Below are 18,159 nucleotides of genomic sequence, written 5' to 3' on the forward strand. Positions count from 1 at the left end.
CCGGGGAAAGCCCGGAACACCGCCCGCCCGGTCATGACGACCCCCGCCTCATCGCCTCGCGGGCCGTGCCAGTGTGTAGCCGCCGATGCCGGCGAGCGCGCCGAGCACGCCACCGGCCACGGTCCACAGCCAGCGGTCCGTCCACCAGCCGGAGGACCAGCCGTCCTCGGGCTCGACCCCGGAGGCGGCCAGCCGCGCGCCCTCGCTCGACGCGCCTCCGTTCTCGCTCTGCGAGACGGTGGTACGGCCAGGCGTCAGCGGTACGGACAGCGTGCCGTCGACGGCCGCCGAGCCGCCCACGTCCTTCATGGCCGCCTCGACCTCCGCGCGGACGGGCAGGCCCAGGTCCACCTGCTGCCCGCTGACGACGGTGAGCCGTACGAAGTAGCTGCCGGGCAGTGGGTCGTCGGACCACGGCTCGGCCCAGGCCCGTACCGTCCGCAGCGTGCAGCGCAGCTCCACCGCCCGGGCGTCGGCCGCCAGGGCGCGGGTCTGCGCGCCGTAGACGCACGGCTGCCGGCGGCGCAGGCCGTCGTAGACGTCGATCCGCCAGGTGAGGGCGCCCCTCCGGGCGGCGGCGGACTCGGGGAACTCGACCTTCGCGGAGACGGTGGCACGCTGCCCCGTGTCCGCCGGGAAGACCCAGTAGAGGTAGTCGCCCGAGGACGCCTCGGCCGTCGCGCGCTGGCCGGGCCGGAAGGCCGTCGCCGTACGGAACGACGTGCCCGCCTCGGTCGGCGCCTCGGCGCTGTCGGAATCCTCGGACGCCGTGGCCGCCGGGGACTCGTCGGCCAGGGCCGCCCCCGCCGTGCCGAGCACCAACAGCAGCCCCGCCAGCAGGGAGCGGGCGAAGAGTCCGGCGAACCGGGTGACGTCGGTTACGGTACGCATCAGTTGGCCTCCCAGACGACACGCAGGCGGGAGATCCAGCCCCACAGCAGCCCGGCCACCAGACCGGTGAGGACCAGGGTGGCGAGCAGCCACCAGCCGCGGCCGAGCCCGAACGCGGCGGCGTCGGACGCCTCGTCGGGCGCGTCGACCAGGTCGACGGAGAGCTCGACGGGCAGACCCGGGGTGGTCTTGACGGAGTCGGGCGCGGAGAACGCGTTGCTCACCTGGAGGCAGACGGTCTCGGCGGCCGGCTTCTCCTCACCGCCGGTGTCGGTGTCGGCGTCGTCGTTCTCGGGCTTCGGGTAGCGCAGGCCCGTCGACATCACGTCGGTGCGTCCGTCACCCGCTTCGGAGCCGCGCACGATCTCGCGGCCGTGGACGGTCACGGCCCGCAGCAGCACGCCGTAGTCCTTGTCGACCGCGCGGTCCGCGGCGACGCTCACCGAGGCGCGCAGCTCCTGACCGGGCAGGACGTCCACGCGGTACCAGCGGTGCTCGGAGAACTTCTCACGGTCGCTGTAGAGGCCGGGCTTGATCCGCGGCGCGTCGGCGCAGCGGGCGGCGCCCTCCGTGGCCACCGGGGTGACGACGGGATCGGCCGCCCGGTCGACCAGCTGCTTGACGCGGCCGGAGAGTTCGTCGGTGTGCCGCACGGAGGTGTAGGTGCCGCCGGTCGCCTCGGCGATGCAGGTCAGCTGGCGTCGGGTCTTGTCGTCCGGCACCAGGCCGAGGGTGTCGATGGTGAGGTGGATTCCCTTGGCCGCGATCTCCCGCGCGACCTCGCAGGGGTCGAGCGGGGCGCAGGTGTCCTCGCCGTCGGTGATGAGGACGATCCGGCGGGTGGCGTCCCCGCCCTCGAGGTCGTCGGCCGCGCCGAGGAGGGCGGGGCCGATGGGTGTCCAGCCGGTGGGGACGAGGGTGGCGACGGCGGTCTTGGCCTCCGTACGGTCCAGTGGCCCGACGGGGTAGAGCTGCTCGGTGTCCTTGCACCCGACCTTGGTGTCCTTGCCCGGGTAGGTGGCGCCGAGGGTGCGGATGCCCAGCTCCACCTCCTCCGGCACGGCGTCGAGCACCTCGTTGAACGCCTGCTTCGCCGCGGCCATCCGGCTCTTCCCGTCGATGTCGCGGGTCCGCATCGAACCGCTGACGTCGAGGACGAGGTCGACCTTCGGAGCGGCTGCTCCGGCGGGCTCGTCCGCGGTGGGGGCGGCGGACGCGGCGGGTGGCAGGAGCCCCACGGCCAGGGTGGTCAGCACGCCGCACAGGGCGAGTGCGGACCGTCTACGTATGATCATCGACGGATGATAGTGAGAATCGGCTGACGAGGCCAAAACACACTGACCGGCCGTCAATTGGGCATACGAGACGAGCAGAGGTGGCCAGGATGGGCGACGGCACGGGCAGCGGAACGAGCGGCTACGGGGCCGTCGGCGCGCGGTACGAGGGCCGTGGCCCGGACGGGAGCATCCCCGGGGCGTACCCGCCGGGCGGGCTCCGGCCGCTCTACCTCGGCACGTACACCTCCGGACCGGGCGCCGGGACCGGGATCGGCCTGGCGGCGTACGACCCGGACACGGGCGCGATCTCGTCCGCCGGCACGCTCACGGGCGTCGAGAACCCGTCGTACCTCGCCCTCCATCCGAACGGCCGTACGCTCTACGCGGTCGACGAGCAGGAGGACGGCCGGGTCACGGCGATCGCGACCGGCGGCGCCGGGACCGGCGGCCCCACCGTCCTGGGCTCTCGCGGCACGGGCGGCGCGGCCCCCACGCACCTGTCGGTGCACCCGGGCGGCCAGTGGCTGCTGAGCGCCAACTACACGTCCGGCAGCGTGGCCGTCCACCCCATCGAACCGTCGGGAGCGCTCGGCCGGCGTACGGATCTGGTCACGCACGCGGCCCCGCCCCCGGGCCCGGGCCGGAGCGGACCGCACGCCCACCAGGTCGTCACCTCGCCGGACCGCGGCCATGTGCTCGCCGTGGACCTGGGCAACGACACGGTGTACAGCTACCGGCTCGACACCTCGGCCGGCACCCTGACCGAGGTCGCGCGCACGACGACTCGTCCCGGCGCGGGTCCGCGCCACCTCACGTTCCACCCGTCGGGTACGTTCGCGTATCTGGCCAACGAGTTGGACAACACGGTCGTGGTCTGCGCGTACGACCCCGGGACCGGCCGTCTCACCCCCGGCGAACCGCGCCCCACGGGGACCACCGGCACGGCCCGCAGCTTCCCGGCCCAGTTCGTGGTCACGGACGACGGCGCCTTCGCCTACCTCGCCAACCGGGGGCACAACAGTCTGACGCGCTACGCGATCGAGTCGTCCGGCGCGGCGCTCCGGCTGCTGGACACGGTCCCGGTGGGCGGCGACTGGCCGCGTCAGCTGTCGCTCTCGCCGGCCGGCGATCTGCTGTTCGCGGCCAACCAGCGGTCGAACTCGGTGACGGTCTTCCGTGTCGACCGGGCCACCGGTGAACTGCGCCCGATGGGCGACCCGTTCGCCTCCCCGGTCGCGGCCTGTGCCCTGCCGCTGTAGCGTCCGACGTCCGGCGTACGTCCTTCTCCCCCGCGCACACCCACTCCTCTCCCCTCCCACGACAGACGTGGAGACGACGATGTGTCCCACCCCGCAGGCCCGGCCATGACGTTCCTGGTCAACGATCCGCGCGCGTTCGCCGACGAGGCCCTGGCGGGTTTCGCCGCCGCCCACGCCGACGAGGTCCGCGCGGTCCCCGGCGGGGTCGTCCGCGCCTCGGCCACGCCGCCCGGCCAGGTCGCCGTCGTCCTCGGCGGCGGCACCGGCCACTATCCCGCCTTCGCGGGCTGGGTGGGCCCCGGGTTCGCGCACGGGGCGGCCTGCGGCAATGTCTTCGCCTCCCCCTCGGCAGACCGGATCTGCTCGGTGGCGCGGGCCGCCGAGAACGGGGGCGGTGTGCTCCTCGGCTTCGGCAACTACGCGGGTGACGTCCTGCACTTCGGACACGCCGCCGAGCGGCTGCGCGCGGAGGGCTTCGACGCCCGGACCCTGGCCGTCAGCGACGACATCGTGTCGGGGCCGCCGGACGCGACCGCCGTCCGGCGGGGCATCGCGGGCGGCCTGGCCGTGCTGAAGATCCTGTGCGCGGCGGCGGAGGCGGGCTACGGCATGGACGAGACCGTACGGGTGGGCCGCGCGGCGAACGCGGCCACCCGGTCCCTCGGTGTCGCCTTCGGCGGCTGTGCGCTGCCGGGTGCCGAGAAGCCGCTGTTCACCGTGGCGGCCGGGCGGATGGGTGTGGGCCTCGGCATCCACGGGGAGACCGGCACCGAGGAAGGGCCGCTGCCCACCGCCGACGCGACGGCCGACCTGCTGGTGGACCGGGTGCTGGCGGATCGCGCGGCGGCGGCCGGACCGCACGACGGATCGCCCGCCGGCCGCCCGGAGCGCGCGGCGGTCCTGCTCAACGGGCTGGGCGCGATCACCTACGAGGAGCTGTACGTCGTGCACCGCCGCGTCGGCGAACGGCTCGCCGCCGAGGGCATCACGGTCGTCGCCCCCGTCGTCGGCGAACAGGTCACGAGCCTCGGCATGGCGGGGCTCTCCCTCACCCTGACCTTCCTGGACGACGAGTTGGAGGCGCTGTGGAGGGCCCCGGCCGCCGCCCCCGCCTTCCGGCGCGGCAGCCTCGGGCCGAGGCCGCCCCGTACGGACGACCTCACCGCGGCCCACCAGGTCCCGCCCGTCGTCCCGGGCACGGCGGCCTCGCGGGAGCTGGCGGCACGGATCGCGCGGGCACTGCGTACGGTGCGGGACACGGTCGTCACGCACGAACGGCGCCTCGGCGACATCGACGCCGTGGCGGGCGACGGCGACCACGGCATCGGCATGCGACGCGGCGCGGAGGCCGCCGTGCGGGCGGCCGACGAGGCGGTGGCGCTGGGCGCGGGCGCCCGGACGCTCCTGTCCCGGGCGGGGGCCGCCTGGGCCGACCACGCCGGCGGCACGTCGGGGGCCCTGTGGGGCGCGGCGCTGGCGGCGTTCGGCGTGGAGCTGGGAGACGGAGAGGAGGATCCCGCGGCCGGTGCGGCGGACTCGGCGACTGACGGGGAGGGCCCGGGAGTCGCGGGGCGGGATCTCGGAGCCGGCGGGCGGGAGCTCGGAGCCGGCGAGCGGGAGTTCGTGGCCGGCGGGCGGGAGCTCGTCGCCGGAACGACGCGTCCCGGAACCGGCGCGGAAGCCGCCCATGCCGCCCGATTGGTCCGTGCCGTACGCGCCGCCGTCGACGCGGTGGTGCGGATCGGTGGTGCCAGGCCCGGGGACAAGACGCTCGTGGACTCGGCCGTGCCGTTCGTGGAGCGGCTGGAGGCGGCGCTGCCGGTGGCCGGGTTCGCCGCCGCCTGGACGGAGGCCGCCCTGATCGCGGGCGAGGCCGCGGAGGCCACGGCCGCCTTCGCGGCCCGCCTGGGCCGGGCCCGTACCCACGGCGACCGCAGCCTCGGCACACCCGACGCGGGAGCCGTCTCGTTCGCCCTGATCGTGGCCGCCCTGGCGCCGGCCGTCCACCCCGCCGAGGAGGGCGACTGACGGGCGTCGCCGCCGGCCCGTGCCTCCGACCGTCGCGCGCCCGCGACACCCGTTCGGGCCGCTCCCCCTCTCCCCTTCCGCCCGGGTCTCGCGTTGCGGGCGTCCGGTTGACGCCCCGGCACCCCTGGCACACCCGGTACACCCGGCCTTGACAAGTGCCCGTGCCTCGACAAGGCTCATGGGAGCGCTCCCACATCGGAGGAGGCGGCCTCCTCTCTCGCCGCCCCGCAATGGGCTGCCCATCCCGGAGCGGGAGCGCACCCCCTGCCGCGCGGCAGGCGAGAGCGCCGTTCCGTGCCGGATCCGTGGGGGACACGGCACGGAACGGCGCGGGCGGGCCCCGCCGGGCCCCTCAGCACCGCGAGCCCCGCGGCGGCCACTGCGCCGCCCATGAGGAACCCGGCCCGCCGGCCCAGGACATCACCGAGTTCTTCCGCACCCACCGTTTCCGGCTGTCCCGGCTGTCCCCGCTGCTCCCGCCGTCCCCGTGAGGTGCGCGGTGAGGTGCTCCGGCCGTACGGGCGTCCTGTTCAGCTCCAGCCCCGTCGCGTCCCTGATCGCCGCGAGGATCGCCGGCGTGGCGGAGAGGGTCGGCGCCTCGCCGACGCCGCGCAGCCCGTACGGCGCGTGGGTGTCGGCCAGTTCGAGGACATCGGCCGGCATGGTCGGGGTGTCCAGGATGGTGGGGATCAGGTAGTCCGTGAAGGAGGGGTTGCGGACCTTCGCCGTCGCCGGGTCGACGAGGATCTCCTCCATCACCGCCACGCCCAGCCCCTGGATGCTGCCGCCGTGGATCTGGCCGAGCACGGAGAGCGGGTTGAGCGCCTTGCCGACGTCCTGGGCGACGGCCAGTTCCACGACCTTGACCAGGCCGAGCTCGGTGTCCACCTCCACGACGGCGCGGTGTGCGGCGAAGGAGTACTGGACATGCCCGTCGCCCTGCCCCGTCCGCCGGTCGAACGGCCGCGTCGGGCGGTGCCGCCAGACCCGTTCCACCTCCACCGCCTCGCCCGCCAGGACGTCCGCCAGGGCCGCCAGCACCTCCCCGGCGTCGGTGACGACCTTGCCGTCCTCCAGCAGCAGTCCGGCGGTGGCCCAGGCCGGGTGGTACGTGCCGAACCGGCGCCTGCCCAGCTCCAGTACCCGCTCCCGTACGGCCTCGCAGGCGTGTTTCACCGCGCCGCCGGTGACGTACGTCTGGCGGGAGGCCGAGGTCGAACCGGCCGAGCCGACGCGCGTGTCCGCCGGGACGATCGTGACCTGGGTGACGCCCAGTTCGGTCCGCGCGATCTGCGCGTGCACCGTCACCCCGCCCTGGCCGACCTCGGCCATCGCGGTGTGGACGACGGCCACCGGCTCGCCGCCCAGCACGTCGAGTCGTACGCGCGCGGTGGAGTAGTCGTCGAAGCCCTCGGAGAAGCCGACGTTCTTGATACCGACCGCGTAGCCCACGCCCCGGACGACTCCCTCGCCGTGCGTGGTGTTGGACAGGCCGCCGGGCAGCGCCCGGACGTCCGGCTCCTCGCCCGCCGTGAGCCACTGCCGCTCCGGCGGCAGCGGCCTGGCCTTGACCCGGCGCAGCAGTTCGGCGACCGGCGCCGGGGAGTCGATCCGCTGCCCCGTGGGCATGACCGAGCCCTGCTCCATGGCGTTGAGCCGCCGGAACTCCACCGGGTCCAGCCCCAGCCGGGCCGCCAGCCGGTCCATCTGCGCCTCGTAGGCGAAGCACGCCTGCACCGCGCCGAAGCCGCGCATCGCACCGCAGGGCGGATTGTTGGTGTAGAGCGCCAATGCCTCGATGTCGACGTGGTCGACGACGTACGGGCCGACGGAGAGGGAGGCGGCGTTGCCGACGACGGCCGGGGACGAGGAGGCGTAGGCGCCGCCGTCCAGCACGATGCGGCACCTCATGTGCGTGAGCCTGCCGTCGCGGGTCGCGCCGTGCTCGTACCACAGCCGCGCCGGGTGGCGGTGCACGTGGCCGAAGAAGGACTCGAAGCGGTTGTAGACCATCTTGACCGGCCGGCCGGTGCGCAGCGCCAGCAGGCAGGCGTGGATCTGCATCGACAGGTCCTCGCGGCCGCCGAAGGCGCCGCCGACGCCGGACAGCGTCATACGGACCTTCTCCTCGGGCAGCCCGAGGACGGGGGCGATCTGGCGCAGGTCGGAGTGGAGCCACTGGGTGGCCACGTAGAGGTCGACGCCGCCGTCCTCGGCGGGTACGGCGAGACCGGACTCCGGGCCGAGGAACGCCTGGTCCTGCATGCCGAAGACGTACTCGCCGGTGACGGTCACCTCGGCGCGGGCCGCCGCGGCGGCCACGTCGCCGCGCACGATCGGCTGGCGGTGGACGACGTTGGGATGCGGGACGTGGCCGCTGTGGTGGTCCGTGCGGTGCTCGTGGACCAGGGGCGCGCCGGGGGCGGTGGCCGAGTCCTCGTCGGTGACCAGGGGCAGTTCGGCGTACTCGACGCGGATCCTGGCGGCGGCGCGGCGCGCGGTCTCGGGGTGGTCCGCGGCGACGAGGGCGACCGGCTCGCCGTGGTGCCGGACCTTGCCGGTGGCCAGGGCCGGGGTGTCCCGGATCTCCAGCCCGTAGTGGGTCACCGGGGCGGGGAGGTCGTCGTGGGTGAGGACGGCGTGCACGCCGGGGATGGCGAGGGCCTCGGCCGTGTCGATGGAGACGAGGGTGGCGTGGGCGACGGTGGAGCGCACCGTGTGGCCCCACAGCATGTCCTCGTGCCACAGGTCGGAGGAGTACGCGAACTCGCCGGTGACCTTGAGGGTGCCGTCGGGTCGCGGGGTGGACTCGCCGATGCCGCCGGTGCCGGAGGTCGGGCCGGTGCCGGCGGCGGTGCGGGAGTCCTGGGTGAGGCGGGTCGGGAGCCGGTCGGGGACCATGGTCAGCGACCGCCTTCCCTGGGACCGTCGAAACCGTTGGGACGGTCAGGGCCGTCGGGACCGCCGGTAGCGTCAAGGCCGCCCGGAGCGTCGGGGCCGCCGGGACCGTCGGCGCCCTCCCGCGTCGTACCGGTGGTGTGCGGGGCGGCACGGCCGCGCTCCTGGCGGGCGGCGGCGAGGCGGACGGCGTCGAGGATCTTCTCGTAGCCCGTGCAACGGCACAGGTTGCCCGAGAGCGCTTCGCGGATGTCCGCGTCCGTCGGGGACGGGTTGCGCTCCAGCATCTCGTCGGCCGCGACGAGCAGGCCGGGGGTGCAGAAGCCGCACTGCACGGCGCCCGCGTCGAGGAAGGCCCGCTGGACGGGCGACAGCGCGCCGCCGTCACCGGCCGGCGAGTCGTCGGCCCACGGGGCGCCGGCCGGTGGGTCACCGGTCGCCGGGTCGCCGGGGCCGGCTGCGGTCCGTGCCGGGCCCCTCGCGCCGGACTCCCGGCGCCTCGCGTGGTCGGCGAGCCCCTCGACGGTCAGGACCTCGCGTCCCTCCACCTGGCCCGCCGCGACCAGGCAGGCGCAGACCGGCACGCCGTCCAGACGAACGGTGCACGAACCGCATTCACCTTGTTCGCAGGCGTTCTTGGAGCCGGGCAGGCCCAGCCGTTCGCGCAGCACGTACAGCAGGCTCTCGCCCTCCCAGACGTCGTCGGCGCTCTGCTCCCGGCCGTTGACGGTGAAGTTCACGCGCATGGTCACGCCGCCCCTTCCGCGGTCCGCCGGGTGCCACGGCCGTCGTCGGCCCGGTAGCGTTCCCAGGTCCAGGCGAGTTGCCGGCGCGCCATGACGCCGACGGCGTGCCTCCGGTAGCCGGCGGTGCCGCGTACGTCGTCGATCGGGTCGCAGGCGCCCGCGGCCAGGGCCGCGAACTGCCGGGCGGCCGACGGCGGGAGGGGCTGCCGGCTCTCCCAGAAGCCCCCCTCGTCCAGTACCGCGGTCAGGAACGTCTCCGCGTCCTTCGCCCGTACCGGGGTGGGGGCCGCGGAGCCGATGCCGGTCCGTACCGTACGCGTCGTGGGGTGCAGGGCCAGGCCGAAGGCGCACACGGCGATGACCATCGCGTTGCGGGTGCCCACCTTCGAGAACTGCTGAGGACCGTCCGCCTTTTGGATGTGCACGGTTTTGATCAGTTCGTCGGCCTCAAGGGCGTTGCGTTTCACTCCCGTGTAGAACGCGTCGATCGGAATGCGGCGGGAGCCGCGTACCGACTCGACCTCGACCTCGGCGCCCGCGGCCAGCAGCGCCGGGTGCGCGTCACCGGCCGGGGAGGCGGTCCCGAGGTTGCCGCCGACCCCGCCGCGGTTGCGGATCTGCGGGGAGGCGACGGTGTGGGAGGCGAGCGCGAGACCGGGCAGCTCGGTCCTCAGATGCGCCATGACGTGGGCGTACGGCACGGACGCGCCCAGTGCCACGCTCTCGGGGCCGACGCTCCACTCGTACAGCTCGGAAACGCGGTTGAGGTCGAGCAGGCACCGCGGCCGTCGCTGATCGAAGTTGATCTCGACCATGATGTCGGTGCCCCCCGCTATGGGTACGGCCTCGGGATGTTCGGCCTTGGCTGCGAGCGCGTCCTCCCAGCCGACGGGGCGAAGGAAGTCCATGAGCGGCCCTCTTCTGATCATTTTGATCTTCCGCGACCGGGTCTCCCGTGTACGGATCGCCCGCGACACCCACCCGCGGCGACGGCCGGTCCTCGACGTGTGAGACGTACGGCACCAGTACACAAGCCCGCGCTCCACCCGGTGCAGTCACCGAAACCATGAAGGAATTGACTGGCCGGCCGACCGGTCTTGTAGATTCGAACGAATGACGGGGTCTGGTAACCGTGCGGCTTCCCTCTTGAAACAAGACGCGCCCATATGGGGCGACAACAAGGGCAGGAACGAGCGGCTCTGGGCAACCTTGATCGAGAACGATCGGGGTGCTGCGGGACCGGGCGGCTCCGGCACCCACACCATCGAACGAGAGAGATCGGCGGCGACGAGATGCGGCTGCGCGCACTGCTGGGGACCGACGCGCTGGGCCTGCGGCTGCTCGGCGGGGAGGAGGAGCTGGACCGTTCCGTACGCGGGGTGATGACCACCGACCTGCGTGACCCGAGCCGCTACCTCTCCGGGGGCGAGCTGGTCCTCACCGGTCTCGCCTGGCGGCACCGCGCCGAGGACTCCGAACCGTTCGTCCGCATCCTCACGTCCGCCGGGGTCGCCGGGCTGGCGGCGGGCGAGGCCGAGCTGGGCCCGGTCCCCGACGACCTCGTCGCGGCCTGTGCCCGGCACCGGCTGCCGCTCTTCGCGGTCAGCGAGGAGGTCGCCTTCGCGACGATCACCGAGCATGTGGTGCGGCAGGTCTCCGGTGAACGGGCCGGGGACCTGGCGGCGGTCGTGGACCGGCACCGCAGGCTGATGGCCTCCGGCCCGGCCGGCGGCGGCCCCGACGCCGTGCTCGACCTCCTCGGATCCGACCTCGACCTGCGGGCGTGGGTGCTCTCCCCGACCGGCCGGCGGATCGCGGGCACCCCCGAGGCGCTGCCCCCGGCACGGGCGGCGGCGCTCGCGGGGGAGCACCTGGCCGCCGTGCGCACGGGCCGCCCCGGACCGTACCGGACGGTGGTGGAGGGAACGGCGTACGCCCTCTTCCGCGCGACGGACGCCCGGCGCGCCGCCGCCGCCGCGCCGGGCGCCGCCACCGCGCCTCCTCCGCACGACGCGCACCGCCCCCACGAGCGGCACGGCCCGCACGACGCGCGCGACACGCGGCGCACGGCGCTGTCCGACTGGCTGCTCGCCGTCGAGGCGGACACGAGCGACTGGCCGGCGGCGCGGCTCGACCTGCTCCAGGGGGTGACCCAGTTGATCGCGGTGGAGCGCGACCGGCGGGACGCTGCCCGTACCGTACGCCGCCGGCTCGCCCAGGAGGTCCTGGAACTGGTCCAGGCGGGCGCGCCGGCCGCCGAGATCGCCGCCCGCCTCCGGGTCGCGGCGCCGGTCCTGCTGCCCGGACTCCCGACGGCACCGCGCTGGCAGGTCGTGGTGGCCCGGGCGGAGTGGGCCCCGCCCGGCGACGAGGCGGAGCCGGCGGCAGGCACGAGCGGCACCGGCCCGGGCGACTCCCCGACGACCGCGACCGGCGGCACGTCGGCATCCGGCGGCGGCCCGTCGAGCGCCCACGGCGAGGTGGCGCGGGCGCTCCTCGAAGAGATCCTGGTCGACCCGGCGGCGGTGGGGACGGACGGCGCCGACCGGATCGCGGTGGCACGGTCGGGGGACGAGGCGATCGCGCTGGTCCCCCTGCCTCCGCCGGGAAGCGGCCGGCCGCTTCCCGGCGAATCGCGCACGGAAACCGGGACCGCGCCGGAGACGGGAGCCGCCGGTACGGCGTCCGGCACCGGGCTCGGTGCCGACACGGATGCGGCGCTGCACGCGGACACGTTGCTCGCGGCCGTGGCGGGACCGCTGTCCTCGGGGCTCGGGGACGACGGACGCCTGACGCTGGGCGTCAGCGCGGCCGTGCACTCGGCGGAGGGCCTGCGCGGCGCGCTGGAGGAGGCCCGGCACGCCCGCCGGGTGGCCGCCGCCCGCCCGGGCCCGGTCTGCGCGGCGGGCCACCACGAACTGGCGTCGCACGTCCTGCTGCTGCCCTTCGTCCCCGACGACGTACGGCTCGCCTTCACGGCCCGGCTGCTGGACCCCCTGCGCGACTACGACCGGCGCCACCGCGCGGAGTTGATCCCCACTCTGGAGGCGTTCCTCGACTGCGACGGCTCGTGGACGCGGTGTGCGGCCAGATTGCATCTGCACGTGAACACGTTGCGGTACCGCGTCGGCAGGATCGAACAGCTGACGGGCCGCGAGCTGTCCCGCCTGGAGGACAAGCTGGACTTCTTCCTGGCGTTGCGCATGCGCTGAGCGGGCACGACGGTGGGCACGGGGGTACGGCAGCCCCCGTGCCCGGCAGCCCCGGCCACCGGCACCCCGGCAGTCCGCCGGTTCCCGGCCGTACCCCCGTGCCCGGCAGCCCCCGGTCACCGGCACCCCCGGCGGCCCGCCGGTTCCCGGCCGTACCCCCGTGCCGGGCCGGGCCGCCCCGTCACCGCCCGGTCGGGGTCACTTCTCCTCCGCCGCCCCGGCGGCCTCCGCGCCGAGCGCCGCCGTCACCACCTCGAGAGCCTCGACGATCCGGGCCTCGACGGCCGCCTTGCCGATGCCGAGGCCGGTGAGCACGCCGCCGCCGTCCTCGAATTCCAGGAGCGCGAGCAGGATGTGCTCGGTGCCGACGTAGTTGTGGCCGAGCCGCAGGGCCTCCCGGAAGGTCAGTTCCAGGACCTTCTTGCCGCCCGCGTCGTACGGGACGAGTTCGGGGACCTGCTCGGCCGCCGCCGGCAGCGCGGCCGTGGCCGCCGTCCGCACGTCCTCCGCCGTCACCCCCTGCTCGGCGATCACCTTCACGGCGATCCCCTCCGGCTCGCTCAGCAGCCCCAGCACCAGGTGGGCTGGGGTGATCGTGTCGTTGCCCGCGGCGCGCGCCTCGTTCTGCGAGGCGATCACGACGTTCCTGGCCCGCGGGGTGTAGCGGCCGAAGCCCTGGTTGGGATCGAGGTCCGAGGTCGCGCCGGGGTCCTTCGGCACGAAGCGCTTCTGCGCCGCCTGCCGGGTGACCCCCATGCTGTGGCCGATCTCCGTCCACGAGGCACCGGAGCGCCGGGCCTGGTCCACGAAGTGGCCGATCAGGTGGTCCGCCAGCTCCCCGAGGTGATCGGCGGCGATCACCGCGTCGGAGAGCTGGTCGAGAGCGTCGGGACGGGCCTTCTTGATGGCCTCGATCAGGTCGTCGAGGCGCACGGGATGATTCACGCGAGTGGGTTGCGTCATAGAGGCAACCCTAGGTTGACACCCGGCGAGCGTCAACCCGTCGTTGACACTCGCCCGCTCGGCGCGGCGACGCGTTCGAGCTGTCACCCGACCGCGGAGGAGGGGTCCGGCCGCGAAAAAAAGGGGGCGCTCGACCGGCAGTTGACCACCGTCACCCGAAACGGTCACGAGGGAACGATCAACGGTCCATTGAGCACACCGGAGAGACCGGAACATCCGCCACCACCGCCTCACCCCCACGTCAGCGCGGGCGCCCCAGTCCCGGCCGGGTCCGCCCCCCGAAACCACGCGCCCCACGCGGACCCCGCACGCGCCCCCGTCTCACGCCCCTGTACCACCGGCGTCGGTCATGGGTTTGTGAAATCTTTCACCTGACCTATTGGCCCGGCATGCCCATCCATGCTGAGATGCGTCCCACACCCAACGGCACGATGGCGCGCTCGGGGAGGGCAATGTGGCGTATTCCGCCATGTCTGGCACCGAAACCACCACAGGTGACGACCCTCTCCAGACAGCGGTGTGGCGGCTGCGCTCACGCGGCTGCTGGACCGACGCGGCGGCACTGCTGGCCCCGCACGCCACCGCACCGGCGGCCGCGCTGCAGCGGGCCGCCCTCCTCACCGAACGCTGTCTGTTCACCGGCGCCGGCTGGTCCGAGGCGGAGGAAGCCCTCCGTACGGCGGAGGCCACGGCGCGCGAGGACCACGAACGCGGCGCCGCCGCCTGCGAGCGCGGCCATCTCGCGTACGCCTCGACGGTCCTCGGCGTCCGCGACCGGGCCGACGAGGCCCGCGCCGCGCTCGGCCGGGCGGCGGCCCTGCTCGGCCCGGACACCCCCGGCCGCGCCCTTCTCGACTTCCGCCGGGGGCTGATCGCCGAGCACCTCTCGGACTCCCCGCAGTCGGCACGCGCCGCGTACCGCCGCGCCCACGCGGCCGCCGCGGCGGCCGGGGAGACTCTGCTGCTCTCCTTCACCTGGCGCCATCTGGCCGGACTGGCCCTGCGGGAAGGCGAATTGGCCGAGGCCCGGCACGGATTCGGGGAGTCCTTGAGGATCCGGGAGGAGCTGGGCTACCTGGTGGGGACGGCACCCGCGCTCGCCGCGCTCGCGGACGTCGAGCCGGAACCGGAGGCGGGGCGGTTACGCGCGGAGGCCGGGCGACTGTTCCGGCTGCTGGGCGGCGTACCGACCTGGCTGGCGGACCAGCTCGCACCGCCGCCCGCACCCGCGGCCTGACCACTCGCACCGCGGTCCGAAGCGCCCGCGCGACCGTTCACCCCGGCACGCGCGGCACGGCGTCATGTCCGCACGTCAACCGCCTCCGCGCGTACGTACGTCAGTCGCGCCGGCCGGCCTCGTCGACCTCCTCGGCGGACATCGGGAGGCGCGCGTCGACCCGGCCGGCCGGGGACAGGAACCGGCCTATTTTCCGCTCCGACCGCACAGGCCCTCGGGGATGCCCGCCGTCCGGGCGCTCAACGAGCCGGAGCCGGCTGCGGCGCCCCGGCGTGGACACGCCCTGGTCGCCACCGCCCCGACGGACCAGCTCGACGCCGCGTCCGAGGCGGGACACCCGGACGTCCCACGCGTCACTCCGGCCGAATACCACCCACCCCGCCCCTCACCACGGGCTCCCCACAACCCCGTTACGCACTCGTCACGACCTTGCCCTTGGCATGATCCATCGACGGGAACAAAGACGGGCACAGCACCCGTGGGCAGACAATGGGGTACGCGGAAAGCGCCTCACCGCAGGCGAGAAACGGCCATCAACGCGCGCAAATTGGGAAGGCCGCTGAGTACCAGTCAGATACGAGAAAATCGGAACAAACCATACGCCCGTCACTCGATCGTGTGGTGATAAGATCGCGGAGCTTGCCAAGCGGCACCAAACCCGCTATGGCATACGAAAAGTCAGCGCATCGGCCCAGAATTCCGCCACCCCGGGGAGAACTATGCCATTAGCCGGGCCTTTCCAGGCAGCACGGCAGGCGAGTATGCGCGACCGTTCCATATGTCTGTGACCGCGAGATGTCAATTACGGCGAGCTGACTCGAACGCCCCGCCCTTCGCAGACATTCAGTCCGTGGTGGCCCAGTCGCCTAAGAGAGACTTATGACGCAATACTTCCAGGATCCAGCGCTTTGGGGCCTGATCGCCGCTGGAACTCCTGTGGCCGCGACCGCGATCATTCGCGGGAGAAAGACGATCGCCGAACTACGGAAGGAAAAACAGGAACTCAAGGCTCATTACACCAGCCTGGAAGAGCACTACACGGAGTCCGTGGAAGAGGCCAAGGACCGGGCGGAAGAGGACACGAAGACCGCCCTGAAGTCCGCCATGCGCACGCTCCAGGGCCTCGCCGGCGAGCAGCAGCTGGTGATCACCAAGCTTCAGGAGAAATACGGAGATCAACAGATCCTCCAGGATCTCCTCGACATCGACCACATGAATTCGCAGTTCGCCCGGCGTGCTCAGTCCATCGCCGTGCTCTGCGACGGCTGGCTGGGCCGGCAGCGTTCCGCCGCGTCCCTCTACGACGTGGTCCGCAGCGCGAAGGGCCGCATCCGCCACTTCACCCGGGTCGAGATCCGCGCCCAGAGTAATTTCGCCATCGTCAGCCGCGCGGTCGAGCCCGTCGCGCTCACGCTCGCCGAACTACTGGACAATGCCACCAGTTATTCGGCGCCCGAGACGATGATCGAGATCAACATCCGGCCGGTGCCCAAGGGCGTCTGCATCATCGTCGACGACGCCGGTGTCGGCATGAACGAGGAAGAGAAGAACAGGGCCGCGAAGCTGCTCTCGAGCGAGCGGTCGCCCGGTGTCTCCGGACTCGGCAATCCTCCGCAGTTCGGCTTCACCGTCATCGGCGTGCTCGCCGCCCGCTACGGCTTCACCGTCTCCGTGGACTCCACCTCCCCCTACGGTGGTGTACGCGCGGTCGTCCTGCTGCCCGACGAACTCCTCACCGCCATGCCGGAACCGGAACTCAGGCCGGACCCCCAGCTGAAGGAGACCCCTGCCGTGGCCGCGTCCTCCCCGATGCCGCCCGATCAGGGCCCGGCGGCTCCCGCCCCGACGACATCGACCGCGTTCGGCGGCCAGAGCCCGGATCCCGACCCGATCTCGTTCGGCGGCCAGGGCCACGCGGCGCCGGCCCCGACCACGATGGGCGGTCTGCCGAAGCGGCGCCGGCGCGGCGCGATCTCCATCGTGCCGTCGGCGGAGGAGTCCGCGCAGGGCACGGACGGCGACACAGAGGACGTGCCCCGGCGCTCCAGCGAGCAGGCCGCGTCCGTCATGGGGGCTTTCCAGCGCGGAACGCGGTCGGGCCGACGTTCCCCCAACGCATTCACCGAAGGGCATGAGACTCAGTGAATTACGACCTGTCATGGATGCTTGACAGCGCTCTTGAAGTGCCCGAGGCCCGGCACGCGATCCTCGTTTCGGCCGACGGTCTGCTCATGGCGCGTTCGCGGGACGTCGGCAAGGACCACGCGGACACCGTCGCCGCCGCGATGAGCGGAATGCAGTCACTCAGCCGTACCGTCTCGGAGTTCGTCGGCAAGGTCCCGCACAACCGGCCGCAGTGGCGGCAGACGCTGGTGGAATTCGACCACGGCTACGTCTTCCTCATATCGGCGGGTGAAGGCGCCTATCTCGGCGTCTCGGCATCGCCCGAGGTCGACATGGCCGAGATCACCTTCCGTATGCAGCAGCTCGTCGGCCAGCTCGGCAAGTCCCTGACCAGCCCCCCTCGAGAGATTGCTGACACCAAGGCATGACAACACCAGATGATCCGGAACTGGAACTCGAAGCCGCTCCGTTAGTACGCGCGTATGTCATCACCAATGGCAGAAGCCTTCCGGCGGACGACGAGTTCTCGCTGATCACTCTGGTGACGGCGGCTCAGGACATGCCCCCGACCGGTCAACTCGACCCCGAGAAAAGACGCCTTCTGGACCTGTGTTCCGGAGGCTATCTCGCGGTCGCCGAGATCGCCGGGCACACCGAGCTGCCGGTCGGCGTCGTCAAACTTCTGCTGTCGGACCTCACGCAGGCGGGATACCTCTACACCCGGGCTCCCGTACCCCCTGCGAAGCTGGTCGACAGACGCATACTCGAGGAGGTGCTGCATGGCCTTCAAGCCCGTTTTGGATAACGGCGTCTATTTGCGCGACTCGGTGCAGACCGCTGCCAAGATCCTGGTGGTGGGGCATTTCGCGGTGGGCAAGACGACCTTCATCAGCACCATGTCGGAGATCCCGCCGCTGCGTACCGAAGAGGTCATGACCCAGGCGAGCGCCGGCGTCGACGACCTCAAGGGCACGCCGGGGAAGACCACGACCACGGTCGCCATGGACTTCGGCCGGCTCACCCTGAGCGAGAAGCTCGTCCTGTACCTGTTCGGAACGCCCGGACAGCAGCGCTTCGTCCAGGTGTGGGAGGACATGTCCCGGGGCGCGCTCGGCGCACTGGTGCTGGTCGACCCGGACCGGCTGGAGGAGTCGTTCCCGGTGATGGACCTGGTCGAGCACTACGGCATCCCCTACGCCATCGCCGTCAACAGGTTCGGTGACACGTCACACCACTCCGACAAGGAGATCCGGGAAGCGCTCGACCTGCTGCCCGAGACGCCGCTCGTCAACTGTGACGCTCGCGATCAGCGCTCGTCGGCGAACTCGCTGATCACCCTTGTCCGTTATCTCCAGTCTCGCCTCAACTAGCCGGCACGTTTCACCCACGCCGGTGTCCGGATCTTGAGCTGCAACGCGAAAGTGCCTTCTGAACTGGGATGATGAGGCTTGTCCAGGGCTTCTGTCACCACAGCGGGAAGGCACTTTCCGCGTACACACCCCGGGTCGCGTCCCGAGCTCGTCA

The 18,159-nt window shown here is 72.9% G+C and carries 14 protein-coding genes; 8 read left to right on the forward strand and 6 right to left on the reverse strand.

The genetic code is table 11. The features are described from left to right. Positions 1–48: 48 nt before the first annotated feature. Both IG02_RS0124630 and IG02_RS0124635 read right to left on the reverse strand, forming a co-directional pair. Positions 49–891, reverse strand: a complete 843-nt coding sequence (locus IG02_RS0124630; protein ID WP_030752166.1) for a hypothetical protein — start codon at positions 889–891, stop codon at positions 49–51. Then, entirely contained in the window at positions 891–2,186 is a 1,296-nt protein-coding gene (locus tag IG02_RS0124635; protein WP_030752169.1) for a VWA domain-containing protein, read from the reverse strand. The genes IG02_RS0124630 and IG02_RS0124635 overlap by 1 nt, the downstream gene beginning before the upstream one ends. Before the next feature lie 89 nt (positions 2,187–2,275). Here IG02_RS0124635 and IG02_RS0124640 point away from each other — a divergent pair, with 89 nt between their 5' ends. Further along, complete coding sequence (locus IG02_RS0124640; RefSeq protein WP_030752172.1) at positions 2,276–3,427, forward strand: lactonase family protein; 1,152 nt, start codon at positions 2,276–2,278, stop codon at positions 3,425–3,427. An 81-nt stretch (positions 3,428–3,508) separates the two neighbouring features. Next, a complete protein-coding gene (locus tag IG02_RS0124645; protein ID WP_234314897.1) occupies positions 3,509–5,455 on the forward strand; it encodes a dihydroxyacetone kinase family protein in 1,947 nt (648 codons plus the stop codon). Positions 5,456–5,875: 420 nt separating this feature from the next. On the opposite strand, the gene pucD is transcribed toward IG02_RS0124645, so the two are convergent. From pucD to IG02_RS0124660, 3 genes are read right to left on the reverse strand one after another with little or no spacing between them, the layout of a single operon-like run. After that, entirely contained in the window at positions 5,876–8,356 is a 2,481-nt protein-coding gene (gene pucD, locus IG02_RS0124650) for a xanthine dehydrogenase subunit D (RefSeq protein ID WP_051765677.1), read from the reverse strand. Between the two features lie 2 nt (positions 8,357–8,358). Continuing rightward, positions 8,359–9,099, reverse strand: a complete 741-nt coding sequence (locus IG02_RS0124655) for a (2Fe-2S)-binding protein (protein ID WP_078854782.1) — start codon at positions 9,097–9,099, stop codon at positions 8,359–8,361. A gap of 2 nt (positions 9,100–9,101) precedes the next feature. After that, complete coding sequence (locus IG02_RS0124660; RefSeq protein WP_030752185.1) at positions 9,102–10,007, reverse strand: FAD binding domain-containing protein; 906 nt, start codon at positions 10,005–10,007, stop codon at positions 9,102–9,104. A 384-nt stretch (positions 10,008–10,391) separates the two neighbouring features. Here IG02_RS0124660 and IG02_RS0124670 point away from each other — a divergent pair, with 384 nt between their 5' ends. Continuing rightward, positions 10,392–12,311 (forward strand): PucR family transcriptional regulator, encoded by a 1,920-nt coding sequence (locus IG02_RS0124670; protein WP_030752188.1) that lies wholly within the window; start codon positions 10,392–10,394, stop codon positions 12,309–12,311. Between the two features lie 198 nt (positions 12,312–12,509). On the opposite strand, the gene IG02_RS0124675 is transcribed toward IG02_RS0124670, so the two are convergent. After that, positions 12,510–13,274, reverse strand: coding sequence for a Clp protease N-terminal domain-containing protein (locus IG02_RS0124675; protein ID WP_030752195.1), 765 nt, complete (start codon positions 13,272–13,274; stop codon positions 12,510–12,512). Between the two features lie 469 nt (positions 13,275–13,743). On the opposite strand from IG02_RS0124675, the gene IG02_RS0124680 reads away from it, so the two are divergent. The 5 genes from IG02_RS0124680 to IG02_RS0124705 all read left to right on the forward strand — a co-directional run bounded on the left by IG02_RS0124680 (position 13,744) and on the right by IG02_RS0124705 (position 18,005). Next, complete coding sequence (locus IG02_RS0124680; RefSeq protein ID WP_030752199.1) at positions 13,744–14,511, forward strand: hypothetical protein; 768 nt, start codon at positions 13,744–13,746, stop codon at positions 14,509–14,511. Positions 14,512–15,390: 879 nt separating this feature from the next. Continuing rightward, entirely contained in the window at positions 15,391–16,656 is a 1,266-nt protein-coding gene (locus IG02_RS0124690; RefSeq protein WP_030752206.1) for an ATP-binding protein, read from the forward strand. After that, on the forward strand, positions 16,653–17,063 hold the full coding sequence (locus IG02_RS0124695; RefSeq protein WP_030752210.1) for a roadblock/LC7 domain-containing protein: 411 nt from the start codon (positions 16,653–16,655) through the stop codon (positions 17,061–17,063). The genes IG02_RS0124690 and IG02_RS0124695 overlap by 4 nt, the downstream gene beginning before the upstream one ends. Continuing rightward, on the forward strand, positions 17,060–17,440 hold the full coding sequence (locus IG02_RS39800; protein WP_078854783.1) for a DUF742 domain-containing protein: 381 nt from the start codon (positions 17,060–17,062) through the stop codon (positions 17,438–17,440). The genes IG02_RS0124695 and IG02_RS39800 overlap by 4 nt, the downstream gene beginning before the upstream one ends. Next, positions 17,415–18,005 (forward strand): GTP-binding protein, encoded by a 591-nt coding sequence (locus IG02_RS0124705; protein WP_030752216.1) that lies wholly within the window; start codon positions 17,415–17,417, stop codon positions 18,003–18,005. The genes IG02_RS39800 and IG02_RS0124705 overlap by 26 nt, the downstream gene beginning before the upstream one ends. The last annotated feature ends 154 nt before the right edge of the window (positions 18,006–18,159 follow it).

The sequence above is a fragment of the Streptomyces sp. NRRL F-5135 genome (assembly GCF_000719775.1).
Classification (GTDB): domain Bacteria; phylum Actinomycetota; class Actinomycetes; order Streptomycetales; family Streptomycetaceae; genus Streptomyces; species Streptomyces hebeiensis.